14 protein-coding genes and 1 pseudogene are annotated in these 16,194 nt (G+C 42.7%); 6 read left to right on the top strand and 9 right to left on the bottom strand.

What is annotated here, in order from left to right; all coding sequences use genetic code 11:
* Positions 1 to 125: 125 nt before the first annotated feature.
* The 5 genes and pseudogenes from IQ244_RS11660 to tig form a co-directional block, all read right to left on the bottom strand.
* A pseudogene (locus IQ244_RS11660) lies at positions 126 to 782 on the bottom strand (Uma2 family endonuclease); the annotation flags it as partial.
* 143 nt (positions 783 to 925) lie between these two features.
* On the bottom strand, positions 926 to 1,846 hold the full coding sequence (locus IQ244_RS11655) for an alpha/beta fold hydrolase (RefSeq protein WP_193893885.1): 921 nt from the start codon (positions 1,844 to 1,846) through the stop codon (positions 926 to 928).
* Between the two features lie 128 nt (positions 1,847 to 1,974).
* Positions 1,975 to 3,315, bottom strand: coding sequence for an ATP-dependent protease ATP-binding subunit ClpX (gene clpX / locus IQ244_RS11650; protein WP_193893882.1), 1,341 nt, complete (start codon positions 3,313 to 3,315; stop codon positions 1,975 to 1,977).
* A gap of 9 nt (positions 3,316 to 3,324) precedes the next feature.
* Positions 3,325 to 4,023, bottom strand: a complete 699-nt coding sequence (clpP, locus tag IQ244_RS11645; protein ID WP_193893880.1) for an ATP-dependent Clp endopeptidase proteolytic subunit ClpP — start codon at positions 4,021 to 4,023, stop codon at positions 3,325 to 3,327.
* Between the two features lie 373 nt (positions 4,024 to 4,396).
* A complete protein-coding gene (gene tig / locus IQ244_RS11640) occupies positions 4,397 to 5,827 on the bottom strand; it encodes a trigger factor (RefSeq protein ID WP_193893877.1) in 1,431 nt (476 codons plus the stop codon).
* Between the two features lie 599 nt (positions 5,828 to 6,426).
* Here tig and IQ244_RS11635 point away from each other — a divergent pair.
* From IQ244_RS11635 to IQ244_RS11625, 3 genes are all read left to right on the top strand, one after another.
* Entirely contained in the window at positions 6,427 to 7,470 is a 1,044-nt protein-coding gene (locus IQ244_RS11635; RefSeq protein WP_193893874.1) for an aspartate-semialdehyde dehydrogenase, read from the top strand.
* Positions 7,471 to 7,609: 139 nt separating this feature from the next.
* A complete protein-coding gene (dapA, locus tag IQ244_RS11630; RefSeq protein ID WP_193893854.1) occupies positions 7,610 to 8,494 on the top strand; it encodes a 4-hydroxy-tetrahydrodipicolinate synthase in 885 nt (294 codons plus the stop codon).
* Positions 8,495 to 8,761: 267 nt separating this feature from the next.
* The gene (locus IQ244_RS11625) at positions 8,762 to 10,531 is read left to right on the top strand and encodes a ribonuclease J (protein WP_193893851.1); all 1,770 of its coding nucleotides are present in this window, start codon (positions 8,762 to 8,764) and stop codon (positions 10,529 to 10,531) included.
* A gap of 51 nt (positions 10,532 to 10,582) precedes the next feature.
* On the opposite strand, the gene IQ244_RS11620 is transcribed toward IQ244_RS11625, so the two are convergent.
* The 4 genes from IQ244_RS11620 to IQ244_RS11605 all read right to left on the bottom strand — a co-directional run bounded on the left by IQ244_RS11620 (position 10,583) and on the right by IQ244_RS11605 (position 14,784).
* On the bottom strand, positions 10,583 to 10,780 hold the full coding sequence (locus IQ244_RS11620; protein ID WP_193893848.1) for a hypothetical protein: 198 nt from the start codon (positions 10,778 to 10,780) through the stop codon (positions 10,583 to 10,585).
* A gap of 50 nt (positions 10,781 to 10,830) precedes the next feature.
* Entirely contained in the window at positions 10,831 to 12,345 is a 1,515-nt protein-coding gene (locus tag IQ244_RS11615) for a peptidoglycan-binding domain-containing protein (protein WP_193893845.1), read from the bottom strand.
* A gap of 309 nt (positions 12,346 to 12,654) precedes the next feature.
* Complete coding sequence (locus tag IQ244_RS11610; RefSeq protein WP_193894046.1) at positions 12,655 to 13,116, bottom strand: SH3 domain-containing protein; 462 nt, start codon at positions 13,114 to 13,116, stop codon at positions 12,655 to 12,657.
* A 153-nt stretch (positions 13,117 to 13,269) separates the two neighbouring features.
* Entirely contained in the window at positions 13,270 to 14,784 is a 1,515-nt protein-coding gene (locus IQ244_RS11605) for an AAA family ATPase (protein WP_193893828.1), read from the bottom strand.
* 237 nt (positions 14,785 to 15,021) lie between these two features.
* Between IQ244_RS11605 and def the strand changes: the two genes are divergently transcribed.
* From def to IQ244_RS11590, 3 genes are all read left to right on the top strand, one after another.
* The gene (def, locus tag IQ244_RS11600) at positions 15,022 to 15,585 is read left to right on the top strand and encodes a peptide deformylase (protein ID WP_193893826.1); all 564 of its coding nucleotides are present in this window, start codon (positions 15,022 to 15,024) and stop codon (positions 15,583 to 15,585) included.
* Between the two features lie 10 nt (positions 15,586 to 15,595).
* A complete protein-coding gene (locus tag IQ244_RS11595) occupies positions 15,596 to 15,799 on the top strand; it encodes a hypothetical protein (protein WP_096583337.1) in 204 nt (67 codons plus the stop codon).
* Positions 15,800 to 15,996: 197 nt separating this feature from the next.
* Positions 15,997 to 16,194, top strand: a complete 198-nt coding sequence (locus IQ244_RS11590) for a hypothetical protein (RefSeq protein WP_096585629.1) — start codon at positions 15,997 to 15,999, stop codon at positions 16,192 to 16,194.

The following is a 16,194-nucleotide window of genomic DNA, read 5'->3' as shown; positions in this document are numbered from 1 at the left end:
AGCTAAAACAGCATTACTTGGATGAAATATACAAATTTTTTAGCGATCGCCTTTTTATTTTCCTACTCAAATCACCAAGCGATCGCTCTTCAACTTTCTCGCATATGTAAAATTACTATTAATAATTACTCTTCATCTGTCAGTGCTGCATCAAAAACCTGTTGTGCAGTAAAGTTAAGGTTAGGGAACGAAGGCGAGACAATCACATCATTGCCACGAAACATTCTTTTGATATATTCCCCATCCACCAGTTCGCAGATAAAAATCGTCGGTTCTTTAGGATTACCAATAAATTCCCGTCTCCCCAACGCGGCATAATCTACAATCCAGTACTCAGGTACACCAATGATTTCATAGTCCGCAAACTTTTTATGGTAATCGTCACGCCAGTTGGTGAGGCAGTGCGTTGGACGGGTTCCCCGGTTTGAAGCAACTGCCGTACTAACAATCTCAATAATTAAGGGTATTGATGCACCGTCCATCACGGTTGATTCTTTTTTCCACAGTGGTTCGTTAACAAGATTTTTCCGATTTAGTAGCAAAATATCAGGAGAGTAGCCTGATTCGTTTTCGGGTGGTTTGACTAGCGCAGTTTTTGGTAAGAAGTAAGGTAATTTTAACCGTTTGTATTCTGGCACAACCTCTTCAACTAAAAAACCAATAATGCCTTCATGACCTCCAAGTGGTTGTGCCATTTCCACAATTACTCCATCATGCAGTTCATAACGCCCCCCTTCTGGTCGCCACGCAGCAAATTCTGCAAATGTTAATACTTTAGTTAGGCAAAGCTTGAGTCATAACTACAACCTTACTTGCTCTTATGAATGCGTTGTTTAAATTCGCGTTTAGCAGTTGTATGGTCGGAAATTAAGGTGTATTCTTCGAGTAAAGAAATATTAAGTTCTTGTAACAACTCACTGCTTAATCAACTCAGAACCTTGTCGGCTGATGGAATTTGCAAAAACTCTCGCACCCGTTGCAAGTAAGTCGGCACATCTTCCAACATTGGGAAATGCGCTGTATTAGGAATTAAGGCAAACTCAACTTTGTCATTCATTGCAGCGGCTTGTTTTCCCATTGCTGCTGGAATAATCTGGTCATATTCTCCAGCTACTAGCAAAGTCGGCACGGTTAACTTAGCAAATTCTTGTGGCATTAATTCAGATTGTGCCTTGCTAACCGAAGTGAAAATTGTACCTAAAGCAGCATCATAATCTGCTTCGAGAAAATCTTGTAAAAAAGCCTGACGTTCAGATTTGGGGATAGAACGATGTAGGAATCTCGCCATAAACATCCGATCAACAAATGGAATTTTACCTAACCACTTGGAGCGAAATTTAACTACATAACCACCAAATTTATGAAAGGCAGTAAAGGCTTTTTCATCGTATTCAAAAATCCCACTACAAGTTAAAATGCCTCGCTCTATCCGTTGAGGATAGCGGTTAAAAAATAACGTTGCAACAGACGCACCCATTGAATGAGCATTGATATAAACACGCCCAAGATGCAACTCATCTAAAAGCACCGCTAAATCATCAGCATATTCTTCCAATTCATAAGTTAACTCTTGAATTGCTGCGGATGTTTCTTGACTAGACTCAGAAGCAGCCACAGATTCACTAGCTGGAATTATCGTCGGTTTACCACCCGAACGCCCAAACCCACGCATATCATAGAGTAAACAATCAAATTGGTCTGATAAAGCATTTGCCGTACTGTTCCAGTACCTTGCTGAACCAGCCCAACCGTGAACGAATACCATTACGGGTTTAGTCAAAGAAGTAGATGGTTGCTTCACCCACTCATAGTAATGTTCAACACCACGAACATTGATGTAAGGCATTTTTGAGATTTAGCATTTGTAAGATAAAAGTGAGGAGTTTCGAGCTTGTAATTACTTCCTCACTCAAAACCCCTCTTTCCTAACTTTAATCAATACTCAGCACTTAGAACCCAACACTTAGCACTAATTTACGCTGATTCTGGTTTTGGTAGTGAGGATGGATGTACTATGAGTTCGGCAGTAGAACGTTTTTCTACCATTTCCCGCGTTACTGTACAGCGAGTCACATCTTTACGCGATGGTAACTCATACATCACATCTAGCATCAGTTCTTCTACAATACCCCGCAATGCTCTTGCACCCGTTTTGCGGCGGTAAGCTTCTTGAGCGATCGCCCTTAAAGCATCTTGTTTAAAATCTAATTGGACGTTATCCATCTTCAGCAGTTTTTGGTACTGTTTCACCAAAGCACTGCGTGGTTGAGTCAAAATCGCCATTAGTGCTTCTTCATCCAGAGGATCAACCACTGCCACCATTGGTATCCGGCCAATAAACTCTGGAATCATCCCAAATTTCACTAAATCATCTGGTTCCAGGTTGTGCAACACATCAGCAGCGCGTTTTTCTTTTGATTGGCCTTCTCCTGGCTGCACAAAACCGATTGACTTTTTACCGGCTCTTTGCTCTACAACTTTTTCTAAACCAACGAAAGCGCCACCACAAACAAATAGAATATTACTGGTATCAATTTGAATGCAGTCTTGATAAGGATGTTTACGTCCCCCTTGTGGTGGTACGTTGGCGATCGTGCCTTCGAGCATTTTCAGTAAGGCTTGCTGTACACCTTCACCAGAAACATCTCGTGTAATTGATGGGTTTTCACTCTTGCGGGCAATTTTGTCAATCTCGTCGATGTAGATGATTCCGCGTTGCGCTTCTTCCACATCTAAATCTGCCACTTGCAACAGTCGCAATAAGATATTTTCTACATCTTCGCCGACATAGCCTGCTTCTGTTAGTGTGGTCGCATCAGCAACAGCAAAAGGCACATCTAAAATTTTGGCTAGGGTTTGGGCTAAGAGCGTTTTGCCGCAACCAGTTGGGCCAATTAACAAAATATTAGACTTTTGCAGTTCTACTGAGTCTTCTGCCCCGTTTTTGCCAGTGCCTTTAGACTGTAGGATTGCCAGCCGCTTGTAGTGATTGTAAACTGCGACTGATAATACTTTTTTGGCTTCGTCTTGGCCAATGACATGCTCGTCGAGATATTTTTTAATCTCTCTTGGCTTGGGTATTTGATTAAATGAGAGATTAGCCGAACGATTCCGACGTTTTTGAGGTGCTTCAGACTTTGGCGCTGGTTGTGGCGCTACACCGTTGGTGTCCAGTAACTCCTCATCTAGTATTTCATTACACAAGTCAACGCATTCGTCGCAGATGTATACTCCCGGCCCTGCGATCAATTTACGCACCTGCTCTTGAGACTTGCCACAAAACGAACATTTTAAATGGGAGTCGTACTTAGACATACCAGCCTCTTATTTCAGAATGGTGACGTTTTCCCCAGCTGTGGGAAGATTTTGTCGGGAGATGACCTGATCAATCAAACCGTAGTTTTTAGCTTCTTCTGCCGACATGAAAAAGTCTCGGTCTGTATCTGTTTCTAATCTCTCTAGAGGTTGACCCGTATGATGGGCCAATAACTGATTTAACTGACCTTTGATATAAAGAATCTCTCTGGCTTGGATTTCTATATCAATGGCTTGACCTTGAGCGCCACCCAATGGTTGATGGATCATAATCCGCGAATCAGGTAAAGACATCCGCTTACCTGCGGTTCCTGCTGCTAACAAAAATGCCCCCATGCTTGCGGCTAATCCAAAACAGATAGTAACAACATCAGGACGGATTTGTTGGATTGTATCATAAATTGCCATTCCTGCGTAGACAGAGCCGCCAGGCGAATTAATGTACAGTTGAATATCTTTTTCTGAGTCTTCCGAATCCAAGAATAACAACTGAGCCACAATTGAATTGGCAACGTTATCATCAATGGCAGTTCCCAGAAATACAATTCGCTCGCGCAGCAGGCGGGAGTAGATATCAAATGCTCTTTCTCCCATACCAGACTGCTCTACCACAGTTGGCACAATGCTGTTGGGGCCATTCAGATGGGAGTTAATAGCTAGGTTACTGGAACTGATGATGGGGTAATTTCCCGACTGCGATAAAAGCATAGGAGAACATCTGAAAATGAGTAGGACTTAGTTTAAGGCAACGATCGCTGCTTTTTTAACGGATGAGATTTTAATTTGAGCTATGTGTTAACCATTATGCCTCATCCAGATTTTTCTCGTGTAACACGGTATCAAGCTCAGGTATTTACAGATAACGGATTTTATTTAATATTCCAGCAATATTAAGCCTCCATTAAATCTTGATGACTGAGTGCTGAGTAATAATTGTTCATATTTCCATCAGGCACTCACCACCCTAGCCTACTTTATGAGCAGTCATGTGACGATCTCTCAAAAGTAGAGATTGCGGCAGGAAAGTGCTGAGTGCTGAGTGAATACATATCACTCCTTACACCCCCGCACCCTTACACCCTTATTCCCCTGCTTCTGATTCTGCCGTAGCTTCGCTGCTGCTTGCCTCAGTCTCAGGTGCAGTTGCTTCTGCATCTTCAGATTCTTCTTCCTTGGCGCTTAAAGTTCCTTCCGGGACTAGTTCAACTGATGAGTTTTCTAAGAGCCAATTGATGATCTTTTCACTCAGCAGTTCGTTTTCCACCATAGAACGAAGTTTATCTTCGTCAACCTCTTCTTCCGCATACTGCTCTAGAAGTTCTGTGACTCTAGTTTCTAGTTCTGCCAGTGTGACAATGAGAGACTCGCGTTTGCCGATTTCCCGCAAGGCTAAAGAACGTTTTAGGCGTTCAATGGCCTCACCGCGCGATCGCTCCCGCAATTGCGGCAAAATATCTTGAGTAAACAGCTTTCTCACATCCAAACCCTGTTGCGACAGGCGGATGGCTGTTTGTGTCAGCATTGCATCGACTTCTTGGTCAATTAAGGTTCCTGGCAAGTCAATTTCGACATATTTGAGCAGTTCTGCCAGCAATGCTTCTTGTTTGTTGGTTTTAGTTTTGTCCTCAGCTTCTTTTTGATACCGTTCTTCTAGAGATTTTCGCAGTTCTTCTAAGGTTTCAAAGTCACTGACTTCTTGGGCAAAGTCATCGTCCAGTTCTGGCAGTTCTTTTTCCTTCAGTTCTTTGAGGGTGACTGTAAACAGTGCGGGTTTGCCAGCTAACTCTTGGTTAACGTAAGGATCGGGGAATTGTGCAGAAATTTCCTTCGTTTCGCCAGGATTCATCCCTATTATGCCTGTGACAAAACCGGGGATAAATTTATCTTCCTGCAACTCTACTTGAAAATCAGCTGCATCACCACCAGGAATGGGTGTTGGTTCTGCATCTGGGTCTTCACCTTCAGCTTTGGCTATCACCCCTGTAAAATCTACAACGGCAACATCGCCAATTTGGGCTACTCTTCCTTCTACCGGAATCAAAGTTGCCATTTGTTGGCGTTCTTTTTCCAGAACATCATCTACCTGTGCTGGGTCATATTTAACTTCCTCAGCTTGGGCTTGCAAACCAGTGTATTGGCTGAGATTTACTTCTGGTTCGACATCAACAGCAGCCAAGAAAGTGAAGGGTTTCCCTGGCTCATAATTATTGATCAAGTCCTCAAACGAAGAACGCAATTGTGGCTGACCAATTGCTTGAATGTCTTCTTGTTTGACTGCTTCTTCTATGCCATTTTGAATTAATTCGTCTAGGGCGGCTGCCTTAATGCGGGCGATTCCTAAGCGCTGAAGCAATATTTGCCGAGGCACTTTACCTTTACGAAACCCAGGAATATTTGCAGTACCGGATAAGTTTTTAATAACTTTATCGTAGGTTTGCTGAGTGATTTCTGGTGTAATCTCTATTTCTAGCCCTATCTGGCTGGCGGGAAGTTTCTCCTGGGTAACTTTCATGCTTCGTCTCTATTTGTATTTTTAACTCCAAGTACACACAAGCGAATATGGAACGCTTATGTGGTTTGATATCTCTAGGTGGGAATGGCAGGTGCCTTCAGTAGAGATCAAGTTTACTGCCAATGGCCAAGGACTTGACACTTTCCCACAATAAATTTATCTATACACCCTCTCATCTTTTTTGAGGTCTGTTTGCCTCAGAAATCCAATTTAACTATGTGCTTACCGCATAGCTTGGTAATTTACTGTCCTAGCTAGATGCCATCTCGGATCATAGTACATTGATCGCCTGCCTAAATCCAAGTCAAGGTTAAGGCAATAATGGTTGAGCCGCAATTGCTGTCCGTTTTTCCCTGAGCAGTAATTTGTTGTACAATAATATATACTTTTTTAATTGGTAGACAATTTATTGGGTAATTATATAAAGATTGTCACGTGACTCAATTATTTATTAAGATATGTAACCCAAAAATTAACCTACTGTGATCAAAAAGCTGGCATAGAATCAAAGAATTATTCAAAATCTGCTACTGCTATTACAATAAATCTCAATTTCAAAATATTACTCATCACCTCTTAAATTAAAGGAGGAAGTTCATTTGTCTAAAACATATCGTGTAGCTATTTTAGGTGCGACTGGTGCTGTAGGTACAGAGTTGCTGGAATTATTAGAAAGCCGAAATTTTCCCATTGCGGAATTAAAATTACTGGCATCTGAGCGGAGTGTAGGGCGATCGCTGAATTTCCAAGGAGAGACTTTAACAGTAGAATCAGTTAGCGATCGCGCCTTAGAAAATGTCGATATAGTATTGGCTAGTGCTGGCGGTTCCACATCGAAAAAGTGGGCTCCAGTGGCAGTCGCAAAAGGCGCAGTCGTCATCGACAACTCCAGTGCTTTTCGGATGAATCCAGAAGTACCATTAGTTGTCCCAGAAGTTAATCCCCAAGCCGCGGCCTCTCATCAAGGCATCATCGCCAATCCCAACTGCACGACAATTTTGATGACAGTGGCACTATGGCCGTTGCATCAAGTACAACCAATCAAAAGGATTGTTGTCGCCACCTACCAGTCAGCCAGTGGTGCGGGTGCCAAAGCAATGGCAGAAGTTAAAACTCAAGCTAGTGCCATTTTGCAAGGACAAGAACCAGTCGCTGAAATACTACCATATCCATTAGCATTTAATTTATTTCCCCATAACACCCCAATCAATGATTTTGGGTACTGTGAGGAAGAAATGAAAATGGTAAATGAAACTCGGAAGATTTTTGGTACCCAGGAAATCAGAATCACAGCAACTTGTGTACGGGTTCCCGTACTGCGCGCCCATTCAGAAGCCATTAACCTAGAGTTTGCCACTCCATTTAATCCAGATACCGCTAGAGAAATTTTAAGCCACTCCCCTGGGGTGAAACTGGTAGAAGATTGGCGGGCAAATCATTTTCCGATGCCCATAGAAGCAACTGGCCGAGATGAAGTTTTAGTGGGAAGAATTCGGCAAGATATTTCTCATCCCTGCGGTTTAGAATTATGGCTTTGTGGTGATCAAATTCGCAAAGGTGCAGCGTTGAATGCAGTCCAGATTGCGGAATTATTAGTGGAAAAAAATCTCATAAAATCAGCAGCAGCTTATGTTTCTCAGTAGTTTTGTGTCATCAGTTAAACATGAATGGCAAAAAACAAATGAGCGCATCACTCTTGAAAGTAATTGGCAAATAAGCTATTACATTATATAAAACCACCAAAGATAAAAAACCAAGCAGGTAATCAGGAGTAAAAAAAGGGTGGGAGATTTTGGTAGAGTTTTAACCGCTATGATCACGCCGTTCAAAGCAGACGGTAGTGTTAACTATGGTGTAGCGGCGGAACTAGCAGCGCATCTAGCGAATAACGGAACGGATACATTGGTGGTATGCGGTACAACAGGAGAATCTCCAACCCTAACTTGGGAGGAGGAATACCAGCTATTTTTGGAAGTATTGCAGGCAGTGTCCGGCAAAGCTAAGGTGATAGCAGGATGTGGTTCCAATTCCACCAAAGAAGCGATCGCTGCTACCCAAAAGGCGGCTAAAATAGGAGTACATGGTACATTACAAGTTGTACCCTATTACAATAAACCACCACAAGCTGGTCTATATCAACACTTTCAGGCAATTGCCCAAGCTTGTCCCGATAGCCCACTGTTGTTATACAACGTTCCTGGTCGTACCGGTCAAAATCTCAGTCCTGAAACAGTTGTCAAATTAGCTGAAATTGATAATATTGTTGGAATAAAAGAAGCCAGTGGTAATTTAGATCAAGCAAGTGAAATCCGTCGCTTGACATCACAAGAATTTCAGATTTACGCTGGAGATGATTCCCTAACCCTGCCCTTGTTAGCCCTGGGGGCAAAAGGAGTTGTCAGTGTGGCTTCTCATCTGGTAGGCAACCAACTACAGCAGATGATTCAAGCTTTTAATGCGGGAAAAATTGCCGAAGCCAGAGATATTCATCTTCAACTCTTCCCGTTATTTAAAGCTTTATTTATAACTACAAATCCCATTCCCATTAAAACAGCACTCAAATTTCAAGGTTGGGAGGTTGGTTCAACTCGTCTGCCGCTGTGCGACGCTGATTCAGAAGTTAGCAAAATACTAGAGGCAGTGCTTCAAAAACTAAATTTAATTTAGTCCGTATATGGTTGGCAAGTTGCCGCAAATCAAATGTGTATATGAATAATGGGCAGATTTTGAGGAAGCACTTTCCCAAATTGTGCTAAAGCTGCTAAAAAATATTTACGATGAATCATTCAGTGTAAATTTCGATTTTATTGCACGAACAGTTGAAAATCTAAATGAAATTTGACTGCTTTCTGAAAGAAAGCCAGTGTTGTTTTTAATACAAGCTTGCTAACCTGCAATTTATTAACACTAAAAAACAATCTAACTAAGGAGAAAATGGCTAAAAACGAAGCTAACTCCGCCCTAAAAATTATTCCTTTGGGCGGTTTACATGAAATTGGCAAAAATACCTGCGTTTTTGAATACGATGATGAAATTATCTTATTAGATGCGGGTTTAGCTTTCCCTACAGAAGCAATGCACGGTGTGAATATTGTTTTACCTGATACTAGTTATCTCAGGGAAAACCGTCACAAAATTAAAGGTATGATCGTCACCCACGGTCATGAAGATCACATTGGTGGCATTGCTTTTCACCTCAAGCAATTTGAAATTCCGGTGATTTACGGGCCAAGGCTGGCAATGGCCATGCTAGAAGGGAAATTAGAAGAAGCAGGAGTACGCGATCGCACAGAGTTGCGTTCAGTTCTGCCTCGTGATTTAGTCAGGATTGGCGAACATTTCTTTGTCGAGTACATCCGCAACACCCATTCCATCGCTGATAGTTTTACCGTTGCTATTCATACTCCCCTGGGTGTCGTGGTTCACACAGGGGATTTTAAATTTGACCACACCCCAGTCGATGGGGAAAAATTTGACGTGCAACGTTTGGCAGAACATGGTGAAAAAGGCGTGCTGTGCTTGTTGAGTGATTCCACAAACTCAGAAATTCCCGGATTCACCCCTTCCGAACGTTCGGTATATCCAAATCTAGATCGGGTATTTAGTCAAGCCACTGGGCGATTGTTTGTCACTACCTTCGCCTCCTCAGTGCATCGCATCAACATGATTTTGCAGCTGGCACAGAAACACAACCGAGTAGTTACGGTTGTTGGGCGTTCCATGCTGAATTTGATTGCCCATGCCCGCAATTTGGGTTATGTCAAGTGTGAAGATAATTTACTGCAACCACTGCACATGGTTCGCAATCTGCCGGGCGAAAACGTGTTAATTCTCACCACAGGTTCTCAAGGTGAGACGATGGCAGCAATGACCCGGATTGCTAACCAAGAACACCCCCATATCAAAATCCGGGAAGGCGATACCGTTGTCTTCTCCGCCAATCCAATTCCTGGTAATACGATCGCAGTTGTCAACACCATTGATAAGTTAATGCTTCAAGGTGCCAAGGTGGTCTATGGACGAGACAAGGGAATTCACGTTTCTGGTCACGGCTGTCAAGAAGACCAAAAGCTGATGATTGCTTTAACTCGTCCCAAGTTCTTCGTGCCGGTTCACGGCGAACATCGGATGTTGGTGAAACACTCCGAAACTGCCCAAAGTATGGGTATCCCCGCAGAAAATATGGTGATTATCCAGAATGGGGATATTGTTGAACTGACAGAAAATTCCATCCGTGCGGCTGGTAAAGTGCAGGCGGGGATAGAATTGGTGGATACTTCTAGTTCAGGGATGGTCAGTGCCAAAGTGCTGCAAGAACGGCAACGTATGGCAGAAGAAGGAATTGTGACTATTGCCGCAGCAATTGATTGGACTGGTAAACTGATGGCCAAGCCAGAAATTCACCTGCGGGGTGTTGTCACCAGTGTAGAGCGATCGCTGATTCAAAAATGGGTACAACAACGCATTGAAGAACTCCTCAACGTACGTTGGTCAGAATTTGCCTCTTTGGAAGGTGAACAACCAGAAATAGACTGGGGTGGATTGCAAGGAACTCTAGAGCGAGAATTAGCCCGTTCAATTCGCCGGGAATTGCAATGTCAACCAACTGTGACACTATTAATGCAAATTCCTGATGAACCACCTGTGAAAGTTGCTGATGGTAGAAGACGACGGACTCGCACGGCGGCACAAGTGGCATCTTGAGGAGTGCTGAGTGCTGAGTAAATAATTTAGAGACGTTGTATCGCAACGTCTCTAAATTAATGGTCTAATTACTTGATATAACAAAACAATCACAATTGGGACGATAATCGGGATAGTTACAAGTAGCCCCCATTTATCAAAGCGAATTTTTTGGCCTTCCGATTTGAATAGTGCGATGACAGCAATTGCTCCCATCGCTATCCAAACAAAGCCAAAGACAATAAAGATAATAAATGCTGAATCTGGCATTCTTTTGCTGGTATTTGATCTGACAGCCTAGATACTAGACTAGCGAAATGTTAAAGAAATTGCACTTTAGCATTTAAACCTTTGGCGCGTAGCATTTTTGTGAGATTTTCGGCAACGGAGCGATCGCTAAATGCCCCAGCATTCACGTAATTTCCTGACATAGACATATCTGGAAAAGCATTGGGGACAAAGAGCCGTACTTTGTTGAGTGTATCGCTATTTTGCATTGGCACTGCCGCCACATAATAACGGTTACTCACAGGACGATTTGTCGCCACAGAATTCTCAAAGCCTAATGCTTGCCAAGTTTGCCCATCAACTTTCCCAGTGGGATTTAAGCGATAATCTTTTTGGAATTCTAAGACAGAATTTTTCGTATATTCACCAAAAACTCCATCCAAAGAGCGGTTAAAGTAACCTAACTGCGACAAACGCTCTTGAACTGCCTTGACATTCTCGCCTTTTGCACCCGTGGCGAGAACTGTTCTTGTGGGTTGATTAGAATATCTCGCTTCCCAGGCTTGGCGCACGGCTTTCACAAGTTGGGCATCAACAATGCCATCAGCGGTTAGTCCCTTGTCCCGTTGAAATTGGGCGATCGCATCTCTTGTGAGAGTGCCGACAGTACCTGTAGGAGCGCCGTTATAGTACCCTAAATCTTGTAGCAGTTGTTGTACATCTCTAACTTGCTGAGTCCCAGTATTGGTGTTGCCTGGTACCTGAGCAGAATTATATAGTGCATCCCAAGTTTGGGCATTAGCAACCCCAGTTGCTGGTAAGCCTGCTTTGCGTTGAAAAGCAATTACGGCATTTTTCGTGACGCTTCTAAAATTCCCAGTAGGATTCATCTTGAAGTAGCCTAAATCCCGCAAACGCTGTTGTAATTTTGTCACCGCTGGGCCATTGCTACCTTCCGAAAGGAGGGGATATTCTCCACCTACACTTAAATTACTTTGTAGTGCTTGGGCTGTGCGACTATCTAGAACCCCATTGGCGGGGATTTGAGACGCTTGCTGAAAGCGGATGAGTGCTTGGCGAGTTTGCGAACCAAAATATCCAGTTTTGGGGCCGTTAAAATAGCCTAACTGGCGCAGATTTTGTTGCAACTGGGAAACGGCTTGACCTTTACTCCTAACTCGTAATTGACCATTGCTACTTTCACCCTTGATTTGGCTTGGGCATGATTGTTGCAAAGCTTGTTGAGTTTTCGCACCAACAATTCCATCAACAGCTAATCCTTTAGCTTTTTGAAAGCCAATTACTGCTTGCTGAGTTAAACTCGCAAATTTACCAGTTATGGGGCTAGTAAAATAACCTAAATTTTTTAAGCACTTCTGAATATTTGTGACTTCTGTTCCACGACTCCCGATTTGCTGGAGTGCTAACGTTTGGTCAGCTACATTTAAAATTCCGATACTCAGTGCTACAGATAAAAGACGCATGGCTACTGGGCTAGACAGTTTAGTCCAATGCAAAAATTTGAATTCTAATTTGAGCGGTACAATTTCAATGTTTTCCGATGCTTCGTAGGCTGAGGCGACATGAAGATAACCAATGGCTTCCATGATTTTTTACCAAGTTGTTGGCTGATGACAATTCCCTGAGTAAAAGAGTTTTTTGACTAACTTGTTATCGAGTTTTATAGGTTGTACTATTTGTTAACATCACAACGTGCAAAAGATTTTTCGGTAAGAGGCTAAAATTTTGATTTTAAATTAGTTGGAATTGGAAGTAAGTAGAGATTATAATTTTTTACTGCTAATTACACTAGTATCTGTATATAAAAATATACCACTTTTCATAGACAGTAATTGTGGCTTTTGCTAAAAAAATATGAAGTTTAGGGGTAAGGAATAGGTTGCAGACTTCAAACTTCAGTTAACACGTTCAATGTTGCCAATTTTTACCCAACCTTCTTGCTCGCTATCTTCTGGGCGAATCTTAACCCAAGTTTTATCTGGGTTTTCTTCCAAAACTGTGATTTTTTGATTGAAAGTTACTCCTCCTACTTTTTCTGCTTCCTGATTCGGTTCTGCACGTAAACTTAGCCCTTCAGACCAAGTAACACGTCCGGGATAAGCGCCAGGGGGTAATTGTTTAGTAGGTGTTGGAGTTGGGGTGGGAGTGGTAGTTGGCTCAGGTTCGGTTGGAGTTTCGTCTTTGGCTTCTTTAGTAGCTTGGTTTTTCAAAGAGGGATTATCGTTGGCAAAAATAGGTTTGGTCGGTGGGATGGCAGTTTGATTGATGAAATAAAGCGCCACTGTCAGACCTGTACCTAATAAAACAGCGATCGCTAAAACAAAACCTAAGATTAACTTTAGTAAACCAGAAAGCATAGTTAGTTTAATAGTCAATAGTCAATAGTCAATGGTCAACGGTCAATGGTCAATAGTCAATAGTGAAGTGTGAAGTATCAAGGATGAAGTATGAAATTGTTCAGGCTTCATCCTTTTGGGACAATGGACTATTGACTGTTGACTTGGGACTAATTACTGTAATTGTCGGTGAATACGGTCACTCAATGGGCTGTGTTTTGAGGCTAGACGCGCTCTTCCCGCCGCAGCCCATTCTTGCAGTTTTTGAATTTGTTCTACAGCAGTTCGCGCCAAGGGAATGATTTGACTAGCGGCTTCTAAAATATCATCGGTATTAAAATCACGGTTTTGGCTAAATCCAATGTGCATAGCTTCAATTAAAGTTTGCTCAATCTCCGCCCCAGAAAAATCAGGTGTTTCATAAGCTAACCTATCAATGTCATAGCTTTTCAAGTTATGGGGGCGCAATCGGGATAAATGAACGTTAAAAATGGCTTTTCTTTCTTCTTGGGTAGGTAAACCGACAAAGAAAATTTCATCTAATCGCCCTTTTCGCAACATTTCTGGCGGTAGGGCTTGAATGTCGTTAGCTGTAGCCACCACAAATACAGGAGAGGTTTTCTCGGCTAACCAGGTAATAAAAGTCCCAAATACCCGGCTCGTTGTTCCCGCGTCACCTTTGCTACCCAAACCAGAAAAGGCTTTGTCGATTTCATCAATCCATAAGATGCAGGGGGCGAGGGCTTCGGCGACTTGAATCATTTGGCGTGTGCGTGATTCTGATTCACCAACTAAACCACCAAATAACCGTCCAACATCTAAGCGTAACAAAGGTAAGTGCCAATGATGGGCGATCGCTTTGGCTGTTAATGATTTTCCAGTTCCTTGAATCCCTACCAACAATAAACCACGGGGATGGGGTAAGCCATACTGACGCGCCCTGTCGGTAAATGAACCACCACGCCGTAATAGCCAATCTTTGAGATTATCCAAACCGCCGATATCCGAAATTTGCTCGGTGGCGGGGTAAAAATCGAGAATTTGGGTTTGACGGATAGTTTGACGCTTTTCTTCCAAGACTAAATCGACATCTTCTGGTTGTAATTCGCCATGAGTGGCGATCGCTCTGGATAAAACTCGCCGAATCCGTTCCAGGGAAAGCCCTTGACAAGAGCGCACCAAATCATCTACAACTTTGCCAGCCAGAGAATTACCTGTAGATTGGAGTAAACGTTCTATCTCGGTTTTAATTTCCGGCGCGGCGGGTAAAGGAAACTCCACAACCGTTAAAACTTCCATTAAATCGTCAGGAATAGCAATGCGGGGCGACAGCAGTACAATATTTTTCGGTTGCGATTTGAGGATTCGGGCGAAGTTGCGGAGTTTACGCGCGATCGCTACATCATCTAAAAAACGATGGTAATCTCGCAAAATTACTACTGCTGGCGCTGAAGCGGGTAATTTTTCCAGAAATTCTAAAGCTTGCAAAGGATTACGTCGCCCAAATCCTACATCATTGGGGTTTCCTTGATAGCCATCCACAAAATCCCAAGTGTAAACAGGGCGATTACCTTGATTGGTGGCTTCTTCCCGGATGGCTGCTTCGACTCGTTCTTCTTCGTAGGTGGGAATATAAATTAGTGGGTAACGGGCGCGTAGTAGCAATTTAAACTCTTCACGGAAGTTCATATTAAAGCTGCTAGTTATGAGTTGCTCTTGATGGCAATGTACAACTTTCTTTAACCAATCAGCTATAAGTCCGCCCAGGCGTTAGGGAGTTTTTTTAACGCGAAGTTACGCTGAGGTAGGTGCAGAGGTACGCTAAGTAATTCATGAGTGGGTTTTAGAGTAAAAATTATGAGGTTTAACTGAGATTGATAGAATTGGGTTAGTAGGAATTTGCACAATTGAGCCATTGAAATAATCATGCCCTCTGAAATTGCTGTTGAGAAAAAAAAGTTAAAAAATCCGCCTTTGAAACTGCACTATCTGGGCGATCGCGCATTACGTCAACCTGCAAAACGTATTACAAAAATTGATGATGAACTGCGGCAACTGGTACGGGAAATGTTGCAAACTATGTACAGCAGTGATGGCATTGGTTTGGCTGCGCCCCAGGTAGGAATTCATAAACAACTCATTGTTATAGATTGCGAACCAGATAACCCAGACAATCCACCACTAGTACTGATTAATCCCACAATTAAACAGGTAAGCCAAGAAATCTGCGTCGCTCAAGAAGGATGTTTGAGCATTCCCAACGTTTATCTGGATGTGAAGCGTCCAGAAGTAGTAGAAATTGCGTACAAAGATGAATATGGCCGTCCCCAGACATTAAAAGCTACGGATTTACTCGGACGCTGCATTCAACATGAGATGGATCACCTCAACGGTGTAGTATTTGTAGACCGGGTAGAGAATTCCTTGACTTTGGCACAGGAGTTATCTAAAAATGGCTTCTCGTATCAAGCGGTGAAACCAGTAGCATAGGGGGCTAGTAGTGTATTTAACTCCAAAAAGCGGTTTGTTTCTCGGTGCATCTTGTGTAACAGCGATCGCCGCTGTCGGTTCGGTGTTTGAACTCAGTTATGGACAACCGGATTTAGGCTTCCAAACCACTGCAATTATCCTAGGATTAAGTATTCCTCTGACAGGATTATTTTTTATTGCCGCAGTGAGGGACGCAAGGGCTAACATTAAATAAGCATCAGGTATATAAAAAGGTAAAAGGATGACAAAAACAAAAGTTCACCCTTTTACCTTTTATTTTTCGAGATTGCAACTCCCCAGCCTCTAGTCTCTGTTCTAAACTTCGGTAACTCAGCACTCAAAACTTTTCAACTAAGCAGGTAAAATTTATCTTGGGGGGAAGAAAACACCCTAATGAGAGAGGAATTGACTGTGGAGCCGAAAATTAACTGTGCGGAAGCCTGCGTTAGAGGTTGCGTTTTAGGCGATAAATGTCCCAATATCGAGTTTAGAGAAGCCGCATCACAATTCATCCAAGAGACTTCTTTGGACGAAATGCTGGCGATGGCTGAAGAACGTAGGCGGAAAAAAATGATGGAACCGCCAAAATGGGTACTACCGGAAGATTAG

This window comes from Nostoc sp. LEGE 06077, from assembly GCF_015207705.1.
Classification (GTDB): Bacteria; Cyanobacteriota; Cyanobacteriia; order Cyanobacteriales; family Nostocaceae; genus Nostoc_B.
Note: the sequence above shows the minus strand (reverse complement) of the source record. Positions and strands in the feature narration are given on the sequence as shown.

Bases quoted from the DNA above. Each gene is read 5' to 3' on its own strand.
- IQ244_RS11655 (WP_193893885.1), bottom strand. From the start codon at position 1,846: ATGCCTTACATCAATGTTCGTGGTGTTGAACATTACTATGAGTGGGTG.
- clpX (WP_193893882.1), bottom strand. From the start codon at position 3,315: ATGTCTAAGTACGACTCCCATTTAAAATGTTCGTTTTGTGGCAAGTCT.
- clpP (WP_193893880.1), bottom strand. From the start codon at position 4,023: ATGCTTTTATCGCAGTCGGGAAATTACCCCATCATCAGTTCCAGTAAC.
- tig (WP_193893877.1), bottom strand. From the start codon at position 5,827: ATGAAAGTTACCCAGGAGAAACTTCCCGCCAGCCAGATAGGGCTAGAA.
- IQ244_RS11625 (WP_193893851.1), top strand. From the start codon at position 8,762: ATGGCTAAAAACGAAGCTAACTCCGCCCTAAAAATTATTCCTTTGGGC.
- IQ244_RS11620 (WP_193893848.1), bottom strand. From the start codon at position 10,780: ATGCCAGATTCAGCATTTATTATCTTTATTGTCTTTGGCTTTGTTTGG.
- IQ244_RS11615 (WP_193893845.1), bottom strand. From the start codon at position 12,345: ATGGAAGCCATTGGTTATCTTCATGTCGCCTCAGCCTACGAAGCATCG.
- IQ244_RS11610 (WP_193894046.1), bottom strand. From the start codon at position 13,116: ATGCTTTCTGGTTTACTAAAGTTAATCTTAGGTTTTGTTTTAGCGATC.
- IQ244_RS11605 (WP_193893828.1), bottom strand. From the start codon at position 14,784: ATGAACTTCCGTGAAGAGTTTAAATTGCTACTACGCGCCCGTTACCCA.
- def (WP_193893826.1), top strand. From the start codon at position 15,022: ATGCCCTCTGAAATTGCTGTTGAGAAAAAAAAGTTAAAAAATCCGCCT.